Raw genomic sequence first — 16,388 nt, 5'->3', positions numbered from 1 at the left:
AGGGATTTTAAATCCCTTGTGTCTACCAATTCCACCACCAGGGCACGCAATTCCTTGCGATGCCGATTACTGAACAGTAAAACACCATCTTTTCTCTTACCGCTGTTGCCGTAAGGTTTTAATTTTGAGCGACTCACTAGGTTCCCGTTCTTCAACAGTATTGGAGTGACGTTAACCTTGTTAAGGTTGCCTTCTACCAATCACGCTAGTCTCGCATGCGTTTTCATCAGACTTTCCCGTGAGAACGAGGTGTACTTTAACGGATTAAGTTTTTGCGTCAACAGTAAATTTTAACTTTATGAATCAACTGACTAAATATCGAGCCAAGCAGTATGAAGGCCATACAAATCGGCTAATTCAACACCACTTACAAGTTGGCGATCTTGCGATCCAGTTGATACTTTTCATCTGTAATGATTTTCTCAAGTACTTCAACGCGCTCAGATAAGCTTTTTATTTGTTGTACCAACTCGCTACTCACATCATCCGCGCTTTCAATTGCTTTCTCGAGTTCAATTGCTCTCATCTTTTCGCGATGAGCGAAGAATGTGCGCAGCATACCTCGACCAAAAATAGCGCCAAAAATGATGAGCACCACCAAGACTTCAGACATAAGCACCTCCGCGAATATAGTGATAACTCACCATAGTCGCCGACTAGCTTAAACGCAAACTGTTAACAATGCTGAAACTGGAATTCGGGGCTTAGATCTCAGACAACGTGAATTAGCTGCCCAATACGTAAGTGAGTGCAGTGAGAGAAAATTCCTAGAGCCAAAACGAACGAAACCCCGACAATTGTCGAGGTTTCTGAATAATGGAGGCGCCTCCCGGAGTCGAACCGAGGTCCACGGATTTGCAATCCGCTGCATAGCCACTCTGCCAAGGCGCCTTTCTGTTAACACATTGAGCTACTGCTCCGTCGTGTTCGAGGCGTACTTTACGGATTACTCAACATTAGTCAAACAAAAAACGATATTATCTTCCTGTTTGTCCAGATTAACGGCAATATGCTTATTCAAGCAGCGATCTAATGGACTAAGCGTACTCGCCGTAACATCTCTCTAGTGTGTTTCACCACTTTTTCATCAAACGTCCCACCAAGTTTGGATGATAAGACCAGCAATGATCAAACATACTCATCAGTGCAGGGTTGCCATACTTAGACAGGTTGATGGCGTGAAAACGGTTTTTACACTCTTTTAGTTGGTCGACTTTTTGTATCATCTCTTCGGATTGTTCCGGCGCGATAAAATCTGAAATTACCACCATGTCTGCATTTTTATAAGTATCAGTACCCATCAAATCGATTGACTGAACTAATACGGGTTCTAAGTCTGTTCCACCATGAAATGAATAGCTGAGAAAATCAGCAGCTTCTCGCAAACCATCTTGCTTGGTCAATTCATACGTAATGTGGGTAGTAGAAAACAAAATCACATAGCATTCACGATCTTCAGCCAAAGCAATTTGCATCAGTGCGTAAGCCATTGCTTTGGCACACTGCTCCGGAAATCCACTCATCGACCCAGATGCATCTATACAAACAATAAATGGCCCCTTCTCTATTTCCACCTTACTGTTATCCGGTTTGCTAGTTCGTACTTTTTTGAGCGTGCGTGATTTTCCTTGAGTTTTGTAGTTCATTAGGCGCTTGTCAGCAAGATGTTTGTAAAAAACCACTTCCAATTCGGGATAAGCAAGAAACATGGTTTCATTAGGAAGCAGTTTATTTAGATCGTCGGACTCGTGAATGCCTACAATATCATCCGTCGCCTCATCACTTTGCTCTTCAACCATCTCAACATCATCAGCTTGTGCTTTATTAAGTTCGGGATCATCCTGATCGTTTGCCATTCGTCCAAGCTGCTCCGCAATCTCTTGTAATCCCTTATTCTTTTTAAGAAACTCGGCATGATTGTGCATCACTTTTAGATCTGTCTTAGTGAGTTTCGCTGAGGCCATGTCCCATAAACGTCCCATAGCGGCTTCATCGCCCTGCTCCGTTACGGTATCCATGTTTTGCATGGTTTCCATTCGTTGATACAAGTCGGCGAGAAACTTCTCTTTACTTGCTTCTAACTCAGAGACCTCGGCTTGTTTAATCGCATCCGCTAGGCTCTTGTACCAAAGATCACAAAAGAAACGGGGAAACATGGGGTTATTAACTGACTTGTTTTTTTCTAGCAGACGTCTTGCTTGCATGTAGAACGCAGAATGCCACTCAAGTTGCTTGACGACATCATTAATGCGTTCAAAAAATGTAGCTTCATCCCAGTGGATGACCTCTTGATAGAGTGCAAGTTCTTTCTGGAAACGTTCGGTCTCACAAACACGAGTCATACGTTTTTTTACCGAGCCACGCCACTTCAAAAGATGACCTTTGACTGCAGAACGAACGCCGCGTTTTTCTGTTAGCGCAACAACTTGAGAGCGAGCCATCAAATCATTAACTGCCGAATCAATTAGACCTGAATCAGCAATCATTAGCGCCAAGTTTAATCCGTCTGCTCCGAGCATCCATGCCTCCGGTGTTTTATCTTACGATGTCACTCAACCAAGTTAGCTAGCCATCTAATTAAGCAAAGCTCCTAGTTAAGTAAAGTTCCTAAGCGAGCTTTCTAGGCAAAAAAGTCATTTAATCCTTTGATCCTGGCGACTGCTTTCTCAGCTTCGGCATTAGTAGTTTCGAGTGTTTGCGTGACTGTTTGTAAGCTCACTTCCATCTCTGTTGGTATCTCTTGTTGAATAAAGCCATGTGGCAGAGCGCCATGGAAGTTAGAGCGTACTTGTCTAAGGTGATATTCTGCATGAGTCAGTTGCGTTAATACCTGATCAGCTCTTGTCGTCCACTCTTGAAGTAAATTGGAGTCAATACCAGAAGTGGTCACAAGCGTGGTTAGAACAGAGCGATTAGCGATATCTTTAATAACGAGGTTATTGGCAGCGTCAATATCAAGCTTCAAGCGGCACAAATGCGTATTTTGGTTTACATAACCATACACCTCACTGCCACCTTCCTTGATGGCTCGGCTAAGCTCATCTTTCGCTACATAAACCCAGCGACTGTCGCCTTTTTCACTCTCAGATACTGACATGTTGCTTTGCAGCAAAACCAATTTGACTAGGTCAGTGGCCGGACCAACTTTGTAAGACTTGGCGTTACTAGTATCGTATTGGTATACGTCTTTTCGAAGCAGCCCCGTCGTGGATTCCATAGAAAGAGGCATCGCAAATTCAGCTTCGATTTCATCTTGAATATCAGCCAATTGCTCTTTACCTTCTTCGATCTGTTGGAATACTTCCTGTTGATCAAAAGCGTAGTTCAGCGCAAAGTCACGAACAACATCGCGCACAATTTCTAATGATTCAGGGCTGTTCCACAAACAGTCTTGTAGTAGCAATAAGTCGAGCGGGTTGACGCTATCGCGACCATTAAAGAACGCGCTTGCTTTAAGAAGTTTTACCGCTTTCTTCCAACGGCGGTCGGAAACATACAGGTCTGACTCCGAGAGTCTGCCTTGGTTTTCTTCCGCTGCAGACTCTAGCAAGGTTTTAAGTTGATAAAGTTTTTCAAAGACGGAATCAGTCAACTTGACGTTATCGAGTTCACGTTGCCATTGATGATATTCCTGATCGGTAATCGCCAAACCTTCAGGGATCTTCGCTTCTTCACTTGTGCCAACCGTTAACATCGATTTGAAGTTCTGTTTATTCTGAATACGATTTACAAATATGCGTACCAACATACGGTCATAGAGAGCTTCCAAACCGCTATCTTCGTCTGGTAGTTCATTTGAGGCGGAAACCAGCAAGCGCATAGGTACCCTTTCAATATCGCTACCATTCTTAAATGTTTTCTCATTCACGACGGTTAGTAATGTATTTAAGATCGCAGGACCTGCTTTCCAGATCTCATCTAAGAAAACCACTTGGGCGGTAGGTAAGTAACCTTCGGTTAATCGTAAATAACGTCCGTTGTCTTTGAGTTCTTGAATACTAAGTGGGCCAAACACCTCTTCAGGGGTAGAAAAACGTGTCATTAAGTATTCAAAATAACTACTGTTATCAAATGCTTGTATCAGGCGCTTCGCAATTAGGCTCTTAGCTATCCCTGGGGGTCCAAGCAAAAAGACACTTTCTCCTGCAAGGGCTGCTAATAAGCAAAGCTTTATGGTCTCTTCTCGTTCGTAAACACCATCTGAAAGTGCTGAGGCGAGTTTATTAATTCGTTCAGATAGCAACGCTTTATCAGCGTGGGAAACAACTGTGGGCTTTATCATGCCAATACCTCTGTGCACAAAACAGGAATGCATAAATGATTTTATACATTTGTTATTATTATGTTACAAGATTTTTCATTCATGCCTTATCTAAAGCATGACCGCAAACCTAAAATTATCAAGCTGATTTTTATAGAGTTTTGTCACTAAGAGTCGTTTCAAACACCCAAACTCATTAGCCAAAAGTATGAGAGAGCGCCTGTTTTGCTCTATTAAATTGGAAAGTAGGTTTTTTAATCAACTGCCCGACGAGACTTGGGTGATAACGCCATTGTGTATCGAACAGCCTCAAGACTTCTGGGTTACCATATTTTGAGAGACATAAAGAATGGAATCGATTGTAGCATCCGCGTAATGACTCTACTCTTTCGACAATCTCCTGCTCTTGCTTTGGTGCGATGAAATCGGAGATCACCAGCAAATCGGCGTTTTTGTATTGCTCACCTTGCATCAGGTCTACAGCGTGATTCAATACTTTTCCAAGATCGGTTCCGCCTTTAAAGGTATAAGACAAAAAGTCACTCGCTTCTTTCAGTCCGCTCGTCCCTGTTAAGTCATAACTAATGAAGGTGGATGAGAACAATATGACGTGGCACTCACGTTGTTGTTGTGCAGCCATTTTCATTAGTGAATAAGCGATAGCTTTCGCTGATTTTTCCGGAGCACCCTGCATTGAACCCGAGACGTCAATCGCGATAAGCATAGGGCCTGTCTCCTTTTCTGCTTCACCCATCGCTGTTTTAGGTGCATGTAATTGACGAACCGTGCGTTGTTTACCTTCTGATTTGTAGGTTAGTAGTCGTTTCTCCACCAAATGCTGATAGAAAATGGTTTCCAATTCTGGATAGGCCAAGTACATGGTTTCATTAGGAAGGAGATTGTTGATGTCGTTACTTTCATGAATACCAACAATATCATCTGTCGCAAAGTCCGTTTTCTCTTCAACGACCACTTCATCGTGGATCAGTGCTTTATTTAGCTCTGGAGCGTCCACCTCTTCTGCCATACGCCCTAGTTTGTCGGCAATATGCTTTAGTTCTTGATTATTCTCAAGATACTCTGCCGCACGTTCTATGTGTCGCCAGTCCTGCTTTGTTAGCTCTGCTCCTGCCAAATCCCAGAGCCTTCCTAACTTGCCCTGTTCACCACCTTTTTGCAGGTTCTCCATATCTTTTAGGGTATCGATTTTCTGATACATCTGCGTTAGGAATTTAGACTTTTGCTGGTCAACCGTTTGTTGTTGTTTCGATTCAACGGCCTGTTTTAAGCTCTCATACCACTGCTTACAAAACTGACGGGCAAACAGTGACCGGGGATAAGCATCAATATTGCTCGCTAGCTGACGAGCTTTGGGTAGGAATTGCGAATCTTCAGGAAGTTGCTCAATCAAATGACTCAATTGGCTATCAAACTCTTGCTCCGTTAAATAAACTGCACGTTGATAGAGTTCGAGTTCAGATTGCAAAGACTCGGTCTCTTGACCCTTAACGAGCTTGCGTTTAACAGATTTAGACCATTTGGCCATTGATGCTGTTAAGCTTTGCTTGAGTCCCTCATCGCTGCCCATAGCCAACAGGTCTGTTTGCTGCATGATGTCTCTCACCGCAGAATCAATAATTCCTGACTCTGCCACCATCATCGCCAAATTTAGACTGTCCGCACCAAGCATTTCGTTACCTATAAATAAACTTCACAACCATATAGACCTCTTGATATACCTAAATTTTTCATTGCATTACAGGCAAGAAACCCTAGTTTTCATTTTCGATCGCCATTTAATAAAACGATCCCCTTCTTATCCATCGACTTTTATGTCACGTTATGGTCATATTGAACCCTGATTACGTAAACCTTCTACGTACTTTATATCTAGCCATCAACGGATGATTTTATGGCCCAAAGAACAATTCATCAGTGGAAATCCATTGCCCTCGTAGAAGAAGACATTGAATTACCAAATCAGAAAAACATTACGCACACGACAATTAAACACCCCGGTGCTGCGGTTATCCTTCCAGTTACCGAGTCAGGCGACATCCTGCTATTAAACCAATATCGACCCTCACTTAAGAAGTGGCTTTTAGAGCTTCCTGCCGGGACGATGGAACTGGGTGAAAATGCTGAAAATTGCGCACACAGAGAACTGATTGAAGAAACGGGCTTCGAAGCTGGTATTATGATTTCTCTAGGACAGGTAACACCACTCGCTGGCTTTTGCGACGAAATACAGCATCTGTATATTGCAAAATCACTAAAACCGAATCGCAGTTTAGCATGCGATGATGATGAAGTAATTGAGTTAGTGACAATGTCACTAACTCAATTACAACAAAAAATAATCGATGGTGGCATCACGGATGCCAAAACAATAGCGTGCTTAAGCAAAGCGACGCTATGTGGATACATTTAGGAGAGTATCAATGGATTTTCGCTCAGACACAGTGACCCAACCTACCCCAGCTATGCGTGAAGCTATGGCTAATGCACCTGTCGGTGACGATGTTTACGGGGATGACCCAACGGTCAACGAATTAGAACAATGGGCAGCAGAGCGACATGGTTTCGAAGCGGCACTGTTCACAACATCTGGTACTCAGGCAAACCTGCTTGGTTTAATGGCACATTGCCAACGCGGCGATGAGTACCTGTGTGGCCAGCAGGCTCACAACTATAAATATGAAGCTGGCGGTGCAGCAGTACTCGGCTCAATTCAGCCTCAGCCTATTGAGAATAACCCAGACGGTACACTTGATTTTTCTAAGTTGAAAGCCGCGATAAAACCTGATGATAGCCACTTCGCGCGCACCAAATTGTTAAGCCTTGAAAACACTATCAACGGTAAAGTTCTACCATTGTCATATTTGGCAGAAGCAAGGAAGTTTGTTGATGAAAACAGACTGAAACTGCATCTAGACGGCGCTCGAGTATACAACGCAGCCGTGGCATTAGATGTGGACGTAAAAGAAATTGCTCAGCATTTTGATTCTATGACAATCTGTCTTTCAAAAGGCTTAGCAGCTCCTATTGGTTCCCTACTTCTTGGTTCTAAAGCGTTTATCGAACGCGCAAGACGACTACGTAAAATGGTTGGCGGTGGTATGCGCCAAGCTGGCATTTTAGCCGCGGCAGGAAAACTTGCGTTAACAGAGCAAGTCGATCAGTTAAAAGTTGATCACGCTAATGCCAAAAAGCTCGCATTTGGCCTAAATGACATTTCTGGATTTAGTGTAAACGCCGATTTTGTCCAAACAAACATTGTTTTTGCTAAGCTCGATGAATCGGTAAAGATTGATGTTATTGCAGAATCGTTGGCTAAAGAGGGCATTACTATTACCCCAGGTAATCCGATTCGATTCGTAACTCACAAAGATATTTCGAGTGCGGATATTGACCACTTGCTCACACGCTTAAAGCAATTAGTTTAAGACTGTGTAGTGCCCTCGCAAGTTAAGGTTTGGTAGTCAAACCTTAACTTGGCTTTATTAATGTTTTTTTGCATTGAGTAGGCGTCATTCCGTATCGTTTTTTGAAGACATAACTGAAGTAAGCGAGACTTTCAAAACCGCAATCAAGAGCCACCTTAGAAATGCAAGTATCAGAGCATGTTAGTGTTTTCCTTGCCACTTCTAGCCTTACGGTGCTTAACAACACACTAAACTCCAAAGATTCACCTTTCAATTTACGTTGTAATGTCGAATTTGACATGTTTAAGCAACACGCTACGTCTGATAGTTTCCACTTATTAGTCAGATCGCTTAAGATGACTTCGGTCACTCGCTTACTAGTTTTTTTCTTCGCCATTAATTCATAGAAAGGGTCAATAACACCACAGACAACCAGTTCTCTAAGAATAGAATATGCTAATGAGCAGTGTAGCGTCGCTGCACAGTGGACATCGATGTTTTCTAATGTGGCATATGCATCAAGATAATGACCTATTTTATCTCTCACATCAGCCTCACATTCCGAAACGCCCTCTTTCTGTTTGAAGTTCGGGTCTGAACTAAACATGGATATTGTAGAATTAAAAAACGCTTCAGTAATCGTTACCACTTCTAACTCAATTGGCTTATTGGAAACTGATCGTATATCTATATGAATGTTTTTTCCCATTGGGAAAAATACAACACTTCTATTAGAAGCTGCTTCTATTTTTCCACAAATAGAAAACCTTCCTTCAGCATTGATTAATCTAATGATTTTATACTCAAGCGAATATACTTCAGTTAAAAGGTTTTGATGCGGAAGAACTACTCTGTCAAAAGCCACTTTATTATCGTACACAATACCACCTTATTGTTCTATTGACTTTCAATCATTCTCAATATTTCGCCTACTGAAATAGGACATGAAAGATAGTAGCCCTGAAGATAGACATTATCCAATGCTATCTCACTTCTCTGATAAATAGTCTCTACCCCTTCAAAAATTACACCATCTTTAGAGTGTTTATTAACTCTATCAGTTAGGACTTTTGCAGTTATTTTCTCGTTAAGTTTGTCAGAAAAATAGGATTTATCGATTTTGATTAAATCCCACTCAACCTCCGTCAAGACAACATTGCTAGCATGCGATAAAACAAGGTAATCATCAAGCCAGAGCTTAATTCCACAATTCCTAAATCTATCTAAACTTCTCTCGATTATGGGATTGTCAAAAGAGTATCTAAGCACATCAATTTCAATAGCTAACTTACTTGGAGAAAGCGATATCACATGGTCAACAAACCCATTATCAATAAGTAAATTAACTGGTATATTTACAGAAATTAAAGCCTTACCAAGTTGTCTTTCAATCTTCTTTGCAATGTCGACCTGACTCAATGCAATTTGTTTAATAATCTCCCCATCAAGACAAAAAAATATTTCTTCTACTGTCAGTTCAGAATCAAAAATTGTATCTACGGAAACTCTCGATAACATCTCATATGCATAAACTTTATTCTCCAACGAAGATAGTATAGGTTGAATTACAAACTCCAACTCTAGAACATCTTTTTTATTTGAGTCAGAGCGTATTTTTACGCCAGAATATTTTCTATCACATTGCATTCGTTTCATATTAGGAGCACTCCATAACTTGGGCTCATAGAAACTATTCTCATACATATAAGTTTGTCAGTTCAATATGTTATTCAGTCATTTAAAAAATATGACTCTATATCTAAACTATTAATCTGATTTATTTATGTTCAATAGAACTGCGAACGCATAAAAGCATGTGAGCGATGTCTCAGTTCAATTTACATGCAGCAATTAGTGCTTTAGATTACCCTTAGGGTAAGCCTTACAATAGATGTATATACTTGAAAAATCAAAAATCTATGAAATCAACTCAGATACTTATATTCGCGTCAATGTTCTTACCGTTGCTAAGTCATGCAAGCTCCTTCGGAAATCCCGAGCTAGGTGAAATGAAAGCACCAAGCTGTGTGTTCTGTCATAATCCTAATGGAGCTCCCACTCAAGCTAACTACCCAAACCTCAACGGGCAAAACTCGCTTTATCTTTTTAATGCTATGAAAGCGTATCAAAATGACGAGCGCCAAGGCGCGATGGCAGAACTTATGAAGGCTCAGCTTCAAAACTTAACGGAAGAAGACTTGAAGGATATTGCTGCGTTCTACTCAACTATCGATTAGCAGTGTATTTATCCTCTGTTCAATAGCGCTTATAGCCATAGACACCGTAAGAGGTACGTGTGCTTGATAAGGGTGTAAGGAATAAATAGGATTAGGTTTCGTCTTCTCTATTTTAGTAACTGGTTTTAGTGTCATATTTTCACCAAGTAGAAATTCAGGAACCAAGCCTATACCAAACCCTCTCTCGATTAGGCGAATAGCATCGTATATTGTATTGACACGGTGTGCTGGAACAAACGTTAACTCTTGTTCTGTATTTAATTCTCGGTGATGTATTTGCGCCGGTTGCCAATGTTGAGCCACATATTGGCACGATGTTACATCCACTTCATTGTTTTTCGACTGACATAGGACGTCAGAAAACTGACCAAGTTTTCTTTGTTTTAGATTGGAATTTCCAGATGCGCCTACACGAATAGCTAGATCAATATCCTGCTGAATTATGTCTACGTGGTCATCGTCACTCACCAAGTTCAGCTTCACATCAGAAAAATCATTAAAAGTATCAGCGAGCGCAGGTATAACAATACTCTGCATTAACGCGTGTGGTGCTGTCACCGATAGTCTTCCTGATGGCGTGTTCATCGACTCTGATGCCTCAATCCACGCAGATTCTGCATGTTCTTGCATGAGAGCACATTGATGGTAAAAACGCTCTCCGGTCGAAGTTAGCATCTGCTTGCGCGTCGTGCGCTTTAGTAAGCTCGTATTCAACTCATTTTCTAACTGTTTTAGTGCTGAACTAACCACAGATTTAGACACATCTAGTCTATCAGCCGCTTTGGTTATTGAGCCACTTTCAACGATTTGTACATAGATAGACATTAAACGTAGTTTATTCACAATAAGCTCTCTTAATTGTTCTCTTTAACAGAACATACCTTTCCAATACGTTTGTTTTTCATCACCAATACTATCTCTATGATTAACTCATACACAACCCTAATTGAAAGGTATAACGATGACTCAATCAGTTTTAGAACGCTCACAAACAGGAATTTCTGCATGGCAAGTTGCATTCAATAATCAGGATGCTGCTGGCTGTGCGGCACAATACGCCGAAGATGCTGTAATGGTAGCTAAGCCTTTTGGTACATTTGAAGGTCGGGAGGCAATACAGGCATTCTGGCAGAACATTATGGACCAAGGATTTAAAGACGTTGATTACACCAACACTAAGTGGGAAAAGGCTGGAGAATCGTCGTACATTTTGACCTCAGACTGGACAATGAATAACGCCTTTGGTGTGGTTCATAAAGAACTATGGGAAATTCAAACCGATGGTGCATCGCGGTTAACTTACGATGAGTTTGAAGTGCTTGGTGAAAGGTAAACTATGCTGATCTAATCATTTAATAGTACGCCCCGTTATACACGGGGCATAATATCAAATTAACTTAGATGGTCAGAAATGGACATTTTTCGCCACTAGCATACACCCAATGACTAATAAAAAGATATGTACGATTCGGTGATAGTCAATTTTGTATTTGTGTAGAAGATGATAGCCTATCATTCCGCCAGTTAAACCAATGACAAACGCTGGCATTGCCGACATCACCAAAGATAACACTTCTTCAGTTATCAAACCTTCATTCCAAAAACTTACGTTAGCACCAATCATTTGCAACATAAAGAAGAAAGCCAATGTCGATTTTGTTTGATCGGCCGTCCAAGGCTGCATAGATGTATACGCAATCACAGGAGGACCCGATTCTCCTACGCTGGCACCTAAAACACCTGAAGTGAAACCTGCTCCTACAGTTACTGGAACAGAAGTCTTTTTAAACAAAGGCTTAGTAGAGCGTAGAGAATGTAAACTTGAAGCAACTAACACAATTCCCATGGTCAATAGAATGTACTGGGAAGGCATCGTTGCCAGTAGTTTTGCGCCAACAAAAGACGCAGGTACCGAGCCTGCAAATAAAATTAATCCGGTTTGGCGTTGTATTGAATGGCGCATTTTCCAAACGATTGGCAAGGTAACTAACCAGCCAAAAATACCAGCAATTGGTACGGCCGTTTGAGCTCCAACAATGAATGAAAGCAAAGGAACCGATACTAACGCTGAGCCGAATCCCGTTAGCCCCTGTGTGAAACCCGCTAATGCAATGATCAACGAAACGAGTATTAAAGTGGTGTCCATATGTCCTGTTATTCAGCCGTTAAAAGTTCTTCACACTATAGACTCATGAAATTTAATAACCATTACTCGTGTCACATTTTGTTGTTTTATGTACATTTAGATTCGTTAGTGTGACTATTTTCTCAGAACAGGACGTACATCTCCTTATAATGACCATATCCATACAGTTTTGAACAAAATGCTCACTCAAAAGCGTCTATAAGACCGAAGGTGTTTTTTAAGAGGCACTCATCCCAGCCAGCCTTCCCTTCAGCTCCTTGTAGACAATCCGTCGTAGCGGATAAACACGAGCAATCATCGACCTTCAGAATGGAAGCCTTTAGAGAAGTATCGATTAGAAACTGTTAACGAATTCATCGTATTTAAATTTATGAGGTAAACAATGGATCACTTCCAGTTAGAGTCGGAGCAGTTGTTTGAAACACTGGCTCATCAGCACACGTCAGCAAGGGGAATCGAAGAGTTTGATAAGGTTTATGGGTTAGGATACCAAGTGGATCATGCCGATTGGTCCCCTTTCCCTCGAGTCAATCAATTAAGACAGACCTTCCTAGATAGGTCGTATGATATCGACGTTGAACGTCTTCGTCTTGTTACCGAAGCATATCGAGAGAATGAAACCTTACCACGTATACTGCAGGCTGCTTTTGCATTCCAGAACATACTCCATAACTGCACACTACACGTTTATGATGACGAACTAATTCTAGGGGAGATCGCTGCCCCAGCGAAGGCCTCACCTATTTATCCTGAATTCTCCGTTGACTGGATCATTGACGAAATCCTTCACTCTCCTTTTGAAGAGCGAAGTAACGATCAATTTTATATACGCAGTGAGCAGGATAAAAATGAAATTTTGGAGCTATGCGCATACTGGAAAGGCAAAACGGCCAACGAGATCATAACGGCCCATCTTGATGACGACCAAAAGAAAGGCTCACATATGGGCGAAAAAGTCTTTCAGACCAACAATTACCATTTTGCAGGCATCGGGCATTTTGCCATGGACTTCACCAAGCTAATGACGCTTGGTTATGACGGAGTGATCTTTCAGGCCAGTTCTGCATTAAAGAACTTGTCGAAACAAGACCCCGACTATAGCGATAAGAGAGATTATTACAAAGCGACCATTGTGTGTTTAGAAGCGGCTAAGCACTATATTACGAGGTACGCGCAGTTAACGTCTGAAATGGCGGCACATGAAGCTGACGCTAAACGCAAACAAGAACTACACACCATGTCCCTCAACTGTCAGCAAATCGCAGGTGGTGCTCCACAGTCTTTCTGGCAAGCTATTCAGTTATTCAATTTTGCCGTTACTTTGACCCAAATTGAGGGTAATGGTCACTCTATCTCTTATGGTCGAATGGACCAATGGTTACTTCCATTCTACCAAAAAGACGTCAATGAACGTGCGGTATCAAAGTCGTTTATCTTAGAGCTCATTGAAGTGCTTTACGTCAAAATGAACAACCCAACTAAGCTCAAAGATAAAGGCACAGTAAAAGTTCGCAATGGTCGAGGTTTTGGTGGAGAAAGCTTAACTCTAGGTGGAGTAGACTCAGAAGGTAAAGACGCCACCAACGACCTAACAATGTTAATGCTGGAAGCATCAGCGCATACTCGAATGATGAACCCTTGGGTCTGCGTTCGAATGCACGAGAAAACACCGTACGAGCTCAAGATTAAGACGATTGAATGCATTAGAGCCGGTTATGGTCACCCTAAATTGTTCAATGATACCCCAGCAATAAAAGCTATGTTAGGTAAAGGCGTGTCTTTAGCTGAAGCGAGAAATTACGCTGTAGTTGGCTGCGTTGAACCTACAATCCCTGGCAAAGAGCATGGTTGGTTGGACGCTGGCTACGTGAATACCGCAAAAATGATGGAGATGGTCATCAATGGTGGACGAATTCTTTCAGGACCAAATGCCGGCCAGCAACTGGGACCAGATACTGGCAGTTTAGAAACTTACGCAACATTTGAACAAGTTCTCGAAAGTGTCGATAAACAGTTTGCGTACTGGTGCGATCAATTATGTAGCTGCTTAAATGTCACCGACAAAATTCATCGTATGGTCAAACCCACTCCCTATATCTCAGCGTTTTTTGAAGGTTGTATCGAAACCGGACGAGATATGACGTTTGGTGGTGTGAAATATAATGGTACCGCTCCGCAGGCGGCTGGAATAGCGACTTGCGCCGATTCTCTCTCTACCATTAAGAAGTTAGTCTTTGATGACAAGAAATACACAGGTAAACAACTGCTTGATGCTGTGAAGAATAATTGGGTTGGTTATGAAAAGCTGTATGCGCTCGTCAATAGCTCCAAGATCCCCCATTATGGCAACGACATTGATGAAGCCGACGAGCTATTCACCTTTATGTTTGAATGCTATTGCCGTCATATCAAAGGACGCATCAACCCTAGAGGCGGAAAGTTTAGTCCTGGCGTCTACACCGTCAATGCGAACGTTGGTATGGGCTTATACACCAATGCATCGTTAGATGGTCGAAAAAATGAAGAACCTATCTCTGATAACATGGGACCAGTCCATACCGCTGGCGGTTCGCACGATACGCAAGGCCCGACCGCTATCGTCAACTCTGTCACGAAGGTAGATCATAGCTTGGCGACCAATGGCACTCTGCTCAATTTACGTTTTCCAGAAGACGCCGTTTCAGGTATTGAAGGCAGAGATATTCTGGCCAGTTTTATTGACGAATATATCTCCAAACAAGGCATGCACGTGCAGTTTAATATAATGAGTTCGGACAAAATGCGCGCCGCCCAGAAAAGTCCAGAGCTATACCGAGACATGTTAGTACGAGTAGCTGGATACAGTGCGTATTTCGTGGAACTTGGAAAACCTTTGCAAGACGACTTAATTCAACGCACCGAGCTTAGGTTCTAACAAATAACCTATATACAACTACTGTCAAGCTGGGCATTCAACGCCCAGCTTCTAACTTAATTGAGGTTATTTGTGTCAAACCAAGCCACCGTATTGAATGTACAGCGTTTCACACTCCACGACGGCCCAGGGATCCGAACTGAATTCTTCCTTAAAGGATGTCCTCTACGATGTGATTGGTGTGGAAACCCGGAGAGTTTTAATCGCAGAATAGAAGTCGGGGTCTACCATAACCAGTGCATCTCAAGTCAGCACTGCGGAACGTGTTTAGATGTTTGTCCATCGCCCAATATGTTGACGTTTTCCGATGATTATCTATTTGAGGTCAAACGTGACCTTTGCTCTTCCTGTATGGCTTGCTCTGACGACTGTCCTGCAGAAGCAATCAAACAATGGGGCAGTTTCATGACTTTGGATGAGTGCATGAAGACTATCCGCAAAGACAAAGGCTTTTATCAACGATCAGGCGGAGGGGTAACTGTGTCTGGTGGAGAGCCCCTTTTACAGAGCAACTTTGTATTGGAGTTGTTTAGGTTATGCAAACAGGAAAACATCCACACTTGTTTAGAGTCGAGTTTCTTTGCTAACTGGAACCGAATAGAAAAGCTCCTTCCCTATACCGATCTATTTATCTCCGATATCAAGCTACTCGATAGCCAGCGCCACAAAGCGCGCACCGGAGTCGATAATCGCAAAATCCTTAATAATCTTAGAGCATTGAGTAAAACTGAAAAGCCCATCATATTGAGAGTCCCAGTTATCCCATCGATCAACGATGACGATGAGAATATTGCCGCGACCGCTGATTTCATTATTAATGAGCTCAACGGACGCGTACAAACGCTGCAGTTGCTTAGCTTTATGCGCTTAGGGGAAGAGAAATACCGCTCTTTAGGGTTGCCATACAAGATGGCTGATCTAGCCTTTGACCGTGATAACTTTCAACTAAGGGTAAATCAAATTGCCGACTATTTTAATCGCCGAGGTATCCACTGTACGGTTGGAACGAAAGACGCCAGTATGGAAAGCGCAAATTAGAATCCTTCAAGATTAAGAGGCACTACTTTACCTAGCCAATATGCATAAGTGGTGTGATCAAGGAGGTCATCGTCAGTGTCGGCGTGTACTAGAACACTGAGTTCGCCTCTAACAACATCAAGCCAAGGGATAAGTGCATCAAAGTCTTCACGAAAGAACAAAATCTGGAAGCTCCATTTCGTATGAGGCCCAACAGGCTTTTGATGTATTCTTCCGACATGTAGACCAAACTTTTCTGTAATGGTTTCACTTAACACGGTAGCCATTTCTAGAGAAGATAGATCAAAGTAGACGTGTGCATGGTATTTATCGTGAAGGTTTTGGGGGGGTTGAGGTGATGTCATTGGGTTACTTTGCGATAAAATTG

The 16,388-nt window shown here is 42.1% G+C and carries 15 protein-coding genes and 1 tRNA gene; 6 read left to right on the top strand and 10 right to left on the bottom strand.

All coding sequences use genetic code 11. The features are described 5' to 3' along the window. Positions 1–367 precede the first annotated feature (367 nt). The 5 genes from AWH66_RS12600 to viaA (AWH66_RS12580) form a co-directional block, all read right to left on the bottom strand. Entirely contained in the window at positions 368–613 is a 246-nt protein-coding gene (locus AWH66_RS12600; RefSeq protein WP_063606945.1) for a hypothetical protein, read from the bottom strand. Positions 614–817: 204 nt separating this feature from the next. Further along, positions 818–891: transfer RNA gene (locus AWH66_RS12595), tRNA-Cys, on the bottom strand. 182 nt (positions 892–1,073) lie between these two features. After that, on the bottom strand, positions 1,074–2,519 hold the full coding sequence (gene viaA, locus AWH66_RS12590; protein ID WP_063606944.1) for an ATPase RavA stimulator ViaA: 1,446 nt from the start codon (positions 2,517–2,519) through the stop codon (positions 1,074–1,076). 101 nt (positions 2,520–2,620) lie between these two features. After that, positions 2,621–4,282 carry an ATPase RavA domain-containing protein gene (locus tag AWH66_RS12585; protein ID WP_063606943.1) on the bottom strand — a complete coding sequence of 554 codons (1,662 nt, stop codon included), beginning with the start codon at positions 4,280–4,282 and terminating at the stop codon, positions 2,621–2,623. Between the two features lie 175 nt (positions 4,283–4,457). Beyond that, positions 4,458–5,951 (bottom strand): ATPase RavA stimulator ViaA, encoded by a 1,494-nt coding sequence (viaA, locus tag AWH66_RS12580; RefSeq protein ID WP_063606942.1) that lies wholly within the window; start codon positions 5,949–5,951, stop codon positions 4,458–4,460. A 222-nt stretch (positions 5,952–6,173) separates the two neighbouring features. Here viaA (AWH66_RS12580) and AWH66_RS12575 point away from each other — a divergent pair, with 222 nt between their 5' ends. Next, positions 6,174–6,692 (top strand): NUDIX hydrolase, encoded by a 519-nt coding sequence (locus AWH66_RS12575; protein ID WP_063606941.1) that lies wholly within the window; start codon positions 6,174–6,176, stop codon positions 6,690–6,692. Positions 6,693–6,702: 10 nt separating this feature from the next. Then, a complete protein-coding gene (ltaE, locus tag AWH66_RS12570) occupies positions 6,703–7,707 on the top strand; it encodes a low-specificity L-threonine aldolase (protein WP_062463846.1) in 1,005 nt (334 codons plus the stop codon). A gap of 43 nt (positions 7,708–7,750) precedes the next feature. Here the strand turns inward: ltaE and AWH66_RS12565 are convergent, their stop codons facing one another. Further along, positions 7,751–8,566, bottom strand: coding sequence for a helix-turn-helix domain-containing protein (locus AWH66_RS12565; protein WP_063606940.1), 816 nt, complete (start codon positions 8,564–8,566; stop codon positions 7,751–7,753). Between the two features lie 17 nt (positions 8,567–8,583). Continuing rightward, entirely contained in the window at positions 8,584–9,342 is a 759-nt protein-coding gene (locus tag AWH66_RS12560; RefSeq protein WP_063606939.1) for an EAL domain-containing protein, read from the bottom strand. A 263-nt stretch (positions 9,343–9,605) separates the two neighbouring features. On the opposite strand from AWH66_RS12560, the gene AWH66_RS12555 reads away from it, so the two are divergent. Further along, a complete protein-coding gene (locus AWH66_RS12555) occupies positions 9,606–9,923 on the top strand; it encodes a c-type cytochrome (protein WP_063606938.1) in 318 nt (105 codons plus the stop codon). Here the strand turns inward: AWH66_RS12555 and AWH66_RS12550 are convergent. Next, on the bottom strand, positions 9,909–10,766 hold the full coding sequence (locus AWH66_RS12550; RefSeq protein WP_063606937.1) for a LysR family transcriptional regulator: 858 nt from the start codon (positions 10,764–10,766) through the stop codon (positions 9,909–9,911). The two genes, AWH66_RS12555 and AWH66_RS12550, sit on opposite strands and share 15 nt — an antisense overlap. 118 nt (positions 10,767–10,884) lie before the next feature. On the opposite strand from AWH66_RS12550, the gene AWH66_RS12545 reads away from it, so the two are divergent. Further along, positions 10,885–11,256 (top strand): YybH family protein, encoded by a 372-nt coding sequence (locus AWH66_RS12545; protein ID WP_063606936.1) that lies wholly within the window; start codon positions 10,885–10,887, stop codon positions 11,254–11,256. 72 nt (positions 11,257–11,328) lie between these two features. On the opposite strand, the gene AWH66_RS12540 is transcribed toward AWH66_RS12545, so the two are convergent. Continuing rightward, positions 11,329–12,069, bottom strand: coding sequence for a sulfite exporter TauE/SafE family protein (locus AWH66_RS12540; RefSeq protein WP_006069648.1), 741 nt, complete (start codon positions 12,067–12,069; stop codon positions 11,329–11,331). A gap of 382 nt (positions 12,070–12,451) precedes the next feature. On the opposite strand from AWH66_RS12540, the gene hpfG reads away from it, so the two are divergent. Both hpfG and hpfH read left to right on the top strand, forming a co-directional pair. Next, a complete protein-coding gene (hpfG, locus tag AWH66_RS12535; protein WP_063606935.1) occupies positions 12,452–14,983 on the top strand; it encodes a (2S)-3-sulfopropanediol dehydratase in 2,532 nt (843 codons plus the stop codon). 72 nt (positions 14,984–15,055) lie between these two features. Continuing rightward, complete coding sequence (hpfH, locus tag AWH66_RS12530; protein WP_063606934.1) at positions 15,056–16,021, top strand: (2S)-3-sulfopropanediol dehydratase activating enzyme; 966 nt, start codon at positions 15,056–15,058, stop codon at positions 16,019–16,021. Here the strand turns inward: hpfH and AWH66_RS12525 are convergent. Further along, the gene (locus AWH66_RS12525; protein WP_063606933.1) at positions 16,018–16,365 is read right to left on the bottom strand and encodes a DOPA 4,5-dioxygenase family protein; all 348 of its coding nucleotides are present in this window, start codon (positions 16,363–16,365) and stop codon (positions 16,018–16,020) included. The two genes, hpfH and AWH66_RS12525, sit on opposite strands and share 4 nt — an antisense overlap. Positions 16,366–16,388 lie beyond the last annotated feature (23 nt).

Origin of the sequence: Vibrio barjaei, from assembly GCF_001639065.2 — a bacterium.
GTDB lineage: Bacteria > Pseudomonadota > Gammaproteobacteria > Enterobacterales > Vibrionaceae > Vibrio > Vibrio barjaei.
Note: the sequence above shows the minus strand (reverse complement) of the source record. Positions and strands in the feature narration are given on the sequence as shown.

Excerpts from the sequence above, each read along its gene's own strand:
- AWH66_RS12600 (WP_063606945.1), bottom strand. The coding sequence starts at position 613 with ATGTCTGAAGTCTTGGTGGTGCTCATCATTTTTGGCGCTATTTTTGGT.
- viaA (WP_063606944.1), bottom strand. The coding sequence starts at position 2,519 with ATGCTCGGAGCAGACGGATTAAACTTGGCGCTAATGATTGCTGATTCA.
- AWH66_RS12585 (WP_063606943.1), bottom strand. The coding sequence starts at position 4,282 with ATGATAAAGCCCACAGTTGTTTCCCACGCTGATAAAGCGTTGCTATCT.
- viaA (WP_063606942.1), bottom strand. The coding sequence starts at position 5,951 with ATGCTTGGTGCGGACAGTCTAAATTTGGCGATGATGGTGGCAGAGTCA.
- AWH66_RS12575 (WP_063606941.1), top strand. The coding sequence starts at position 6,174 with ATGGCCCAAAGAACAATTCATCAGTGGAAATCCATTGCCCTCGTAGAA.
- ltaE (WP_062463846.1), top strand. The coding sequence starts at position 6,703 with ATGGATTTTCGCTCAGACACAGTGACCCAACCTACCCCAGCTATGCGT.
- AWH66_RS12560 (WP_063606939.1), bottom strand. The coding sequence starts at position 9,342 with ATGAAACGAATGCAATGTGATAGAAAATATTCTGGCGTAAAAATACGC.
- AWH66_RS12555 (WP_063606938.1), top strand. The coding sequence starts at position 9,606 with ATGAAATCAACTCAGATACTTATATTCGCGTCAATGTTCTTACCGTTG.
- AWH66_RS12545 (WP_063606936.1), top strand. The coding sequence starts at position 10,885 with ATGACTCAATCAGTTTTAGAACGCTCACAAACAGGAATTTCTGCATGG.
- AWH66_RS12540 (WP_006069648.1), bottom strand. The coding sequence starts at position 12,069 with ATGGACACCACTTTAATACTCGTTTCGTTGATCATTGCATTAGCGGGT.
- hpfG (WP_063606935.1), top strand. The coding sequence starts at position 12,452 with ATGGATCACTTCCAGTTAGAGTCGGAGCAGTTGTTTGAAACACTGGCT.
- AWH66_RS12525 (WP_063606933.1), bottom strand. The coding sequence starts at position 16,365 with ATGACATCACCTCAACCCCCCCAAAACCTTCACGATAAATACCATGCA.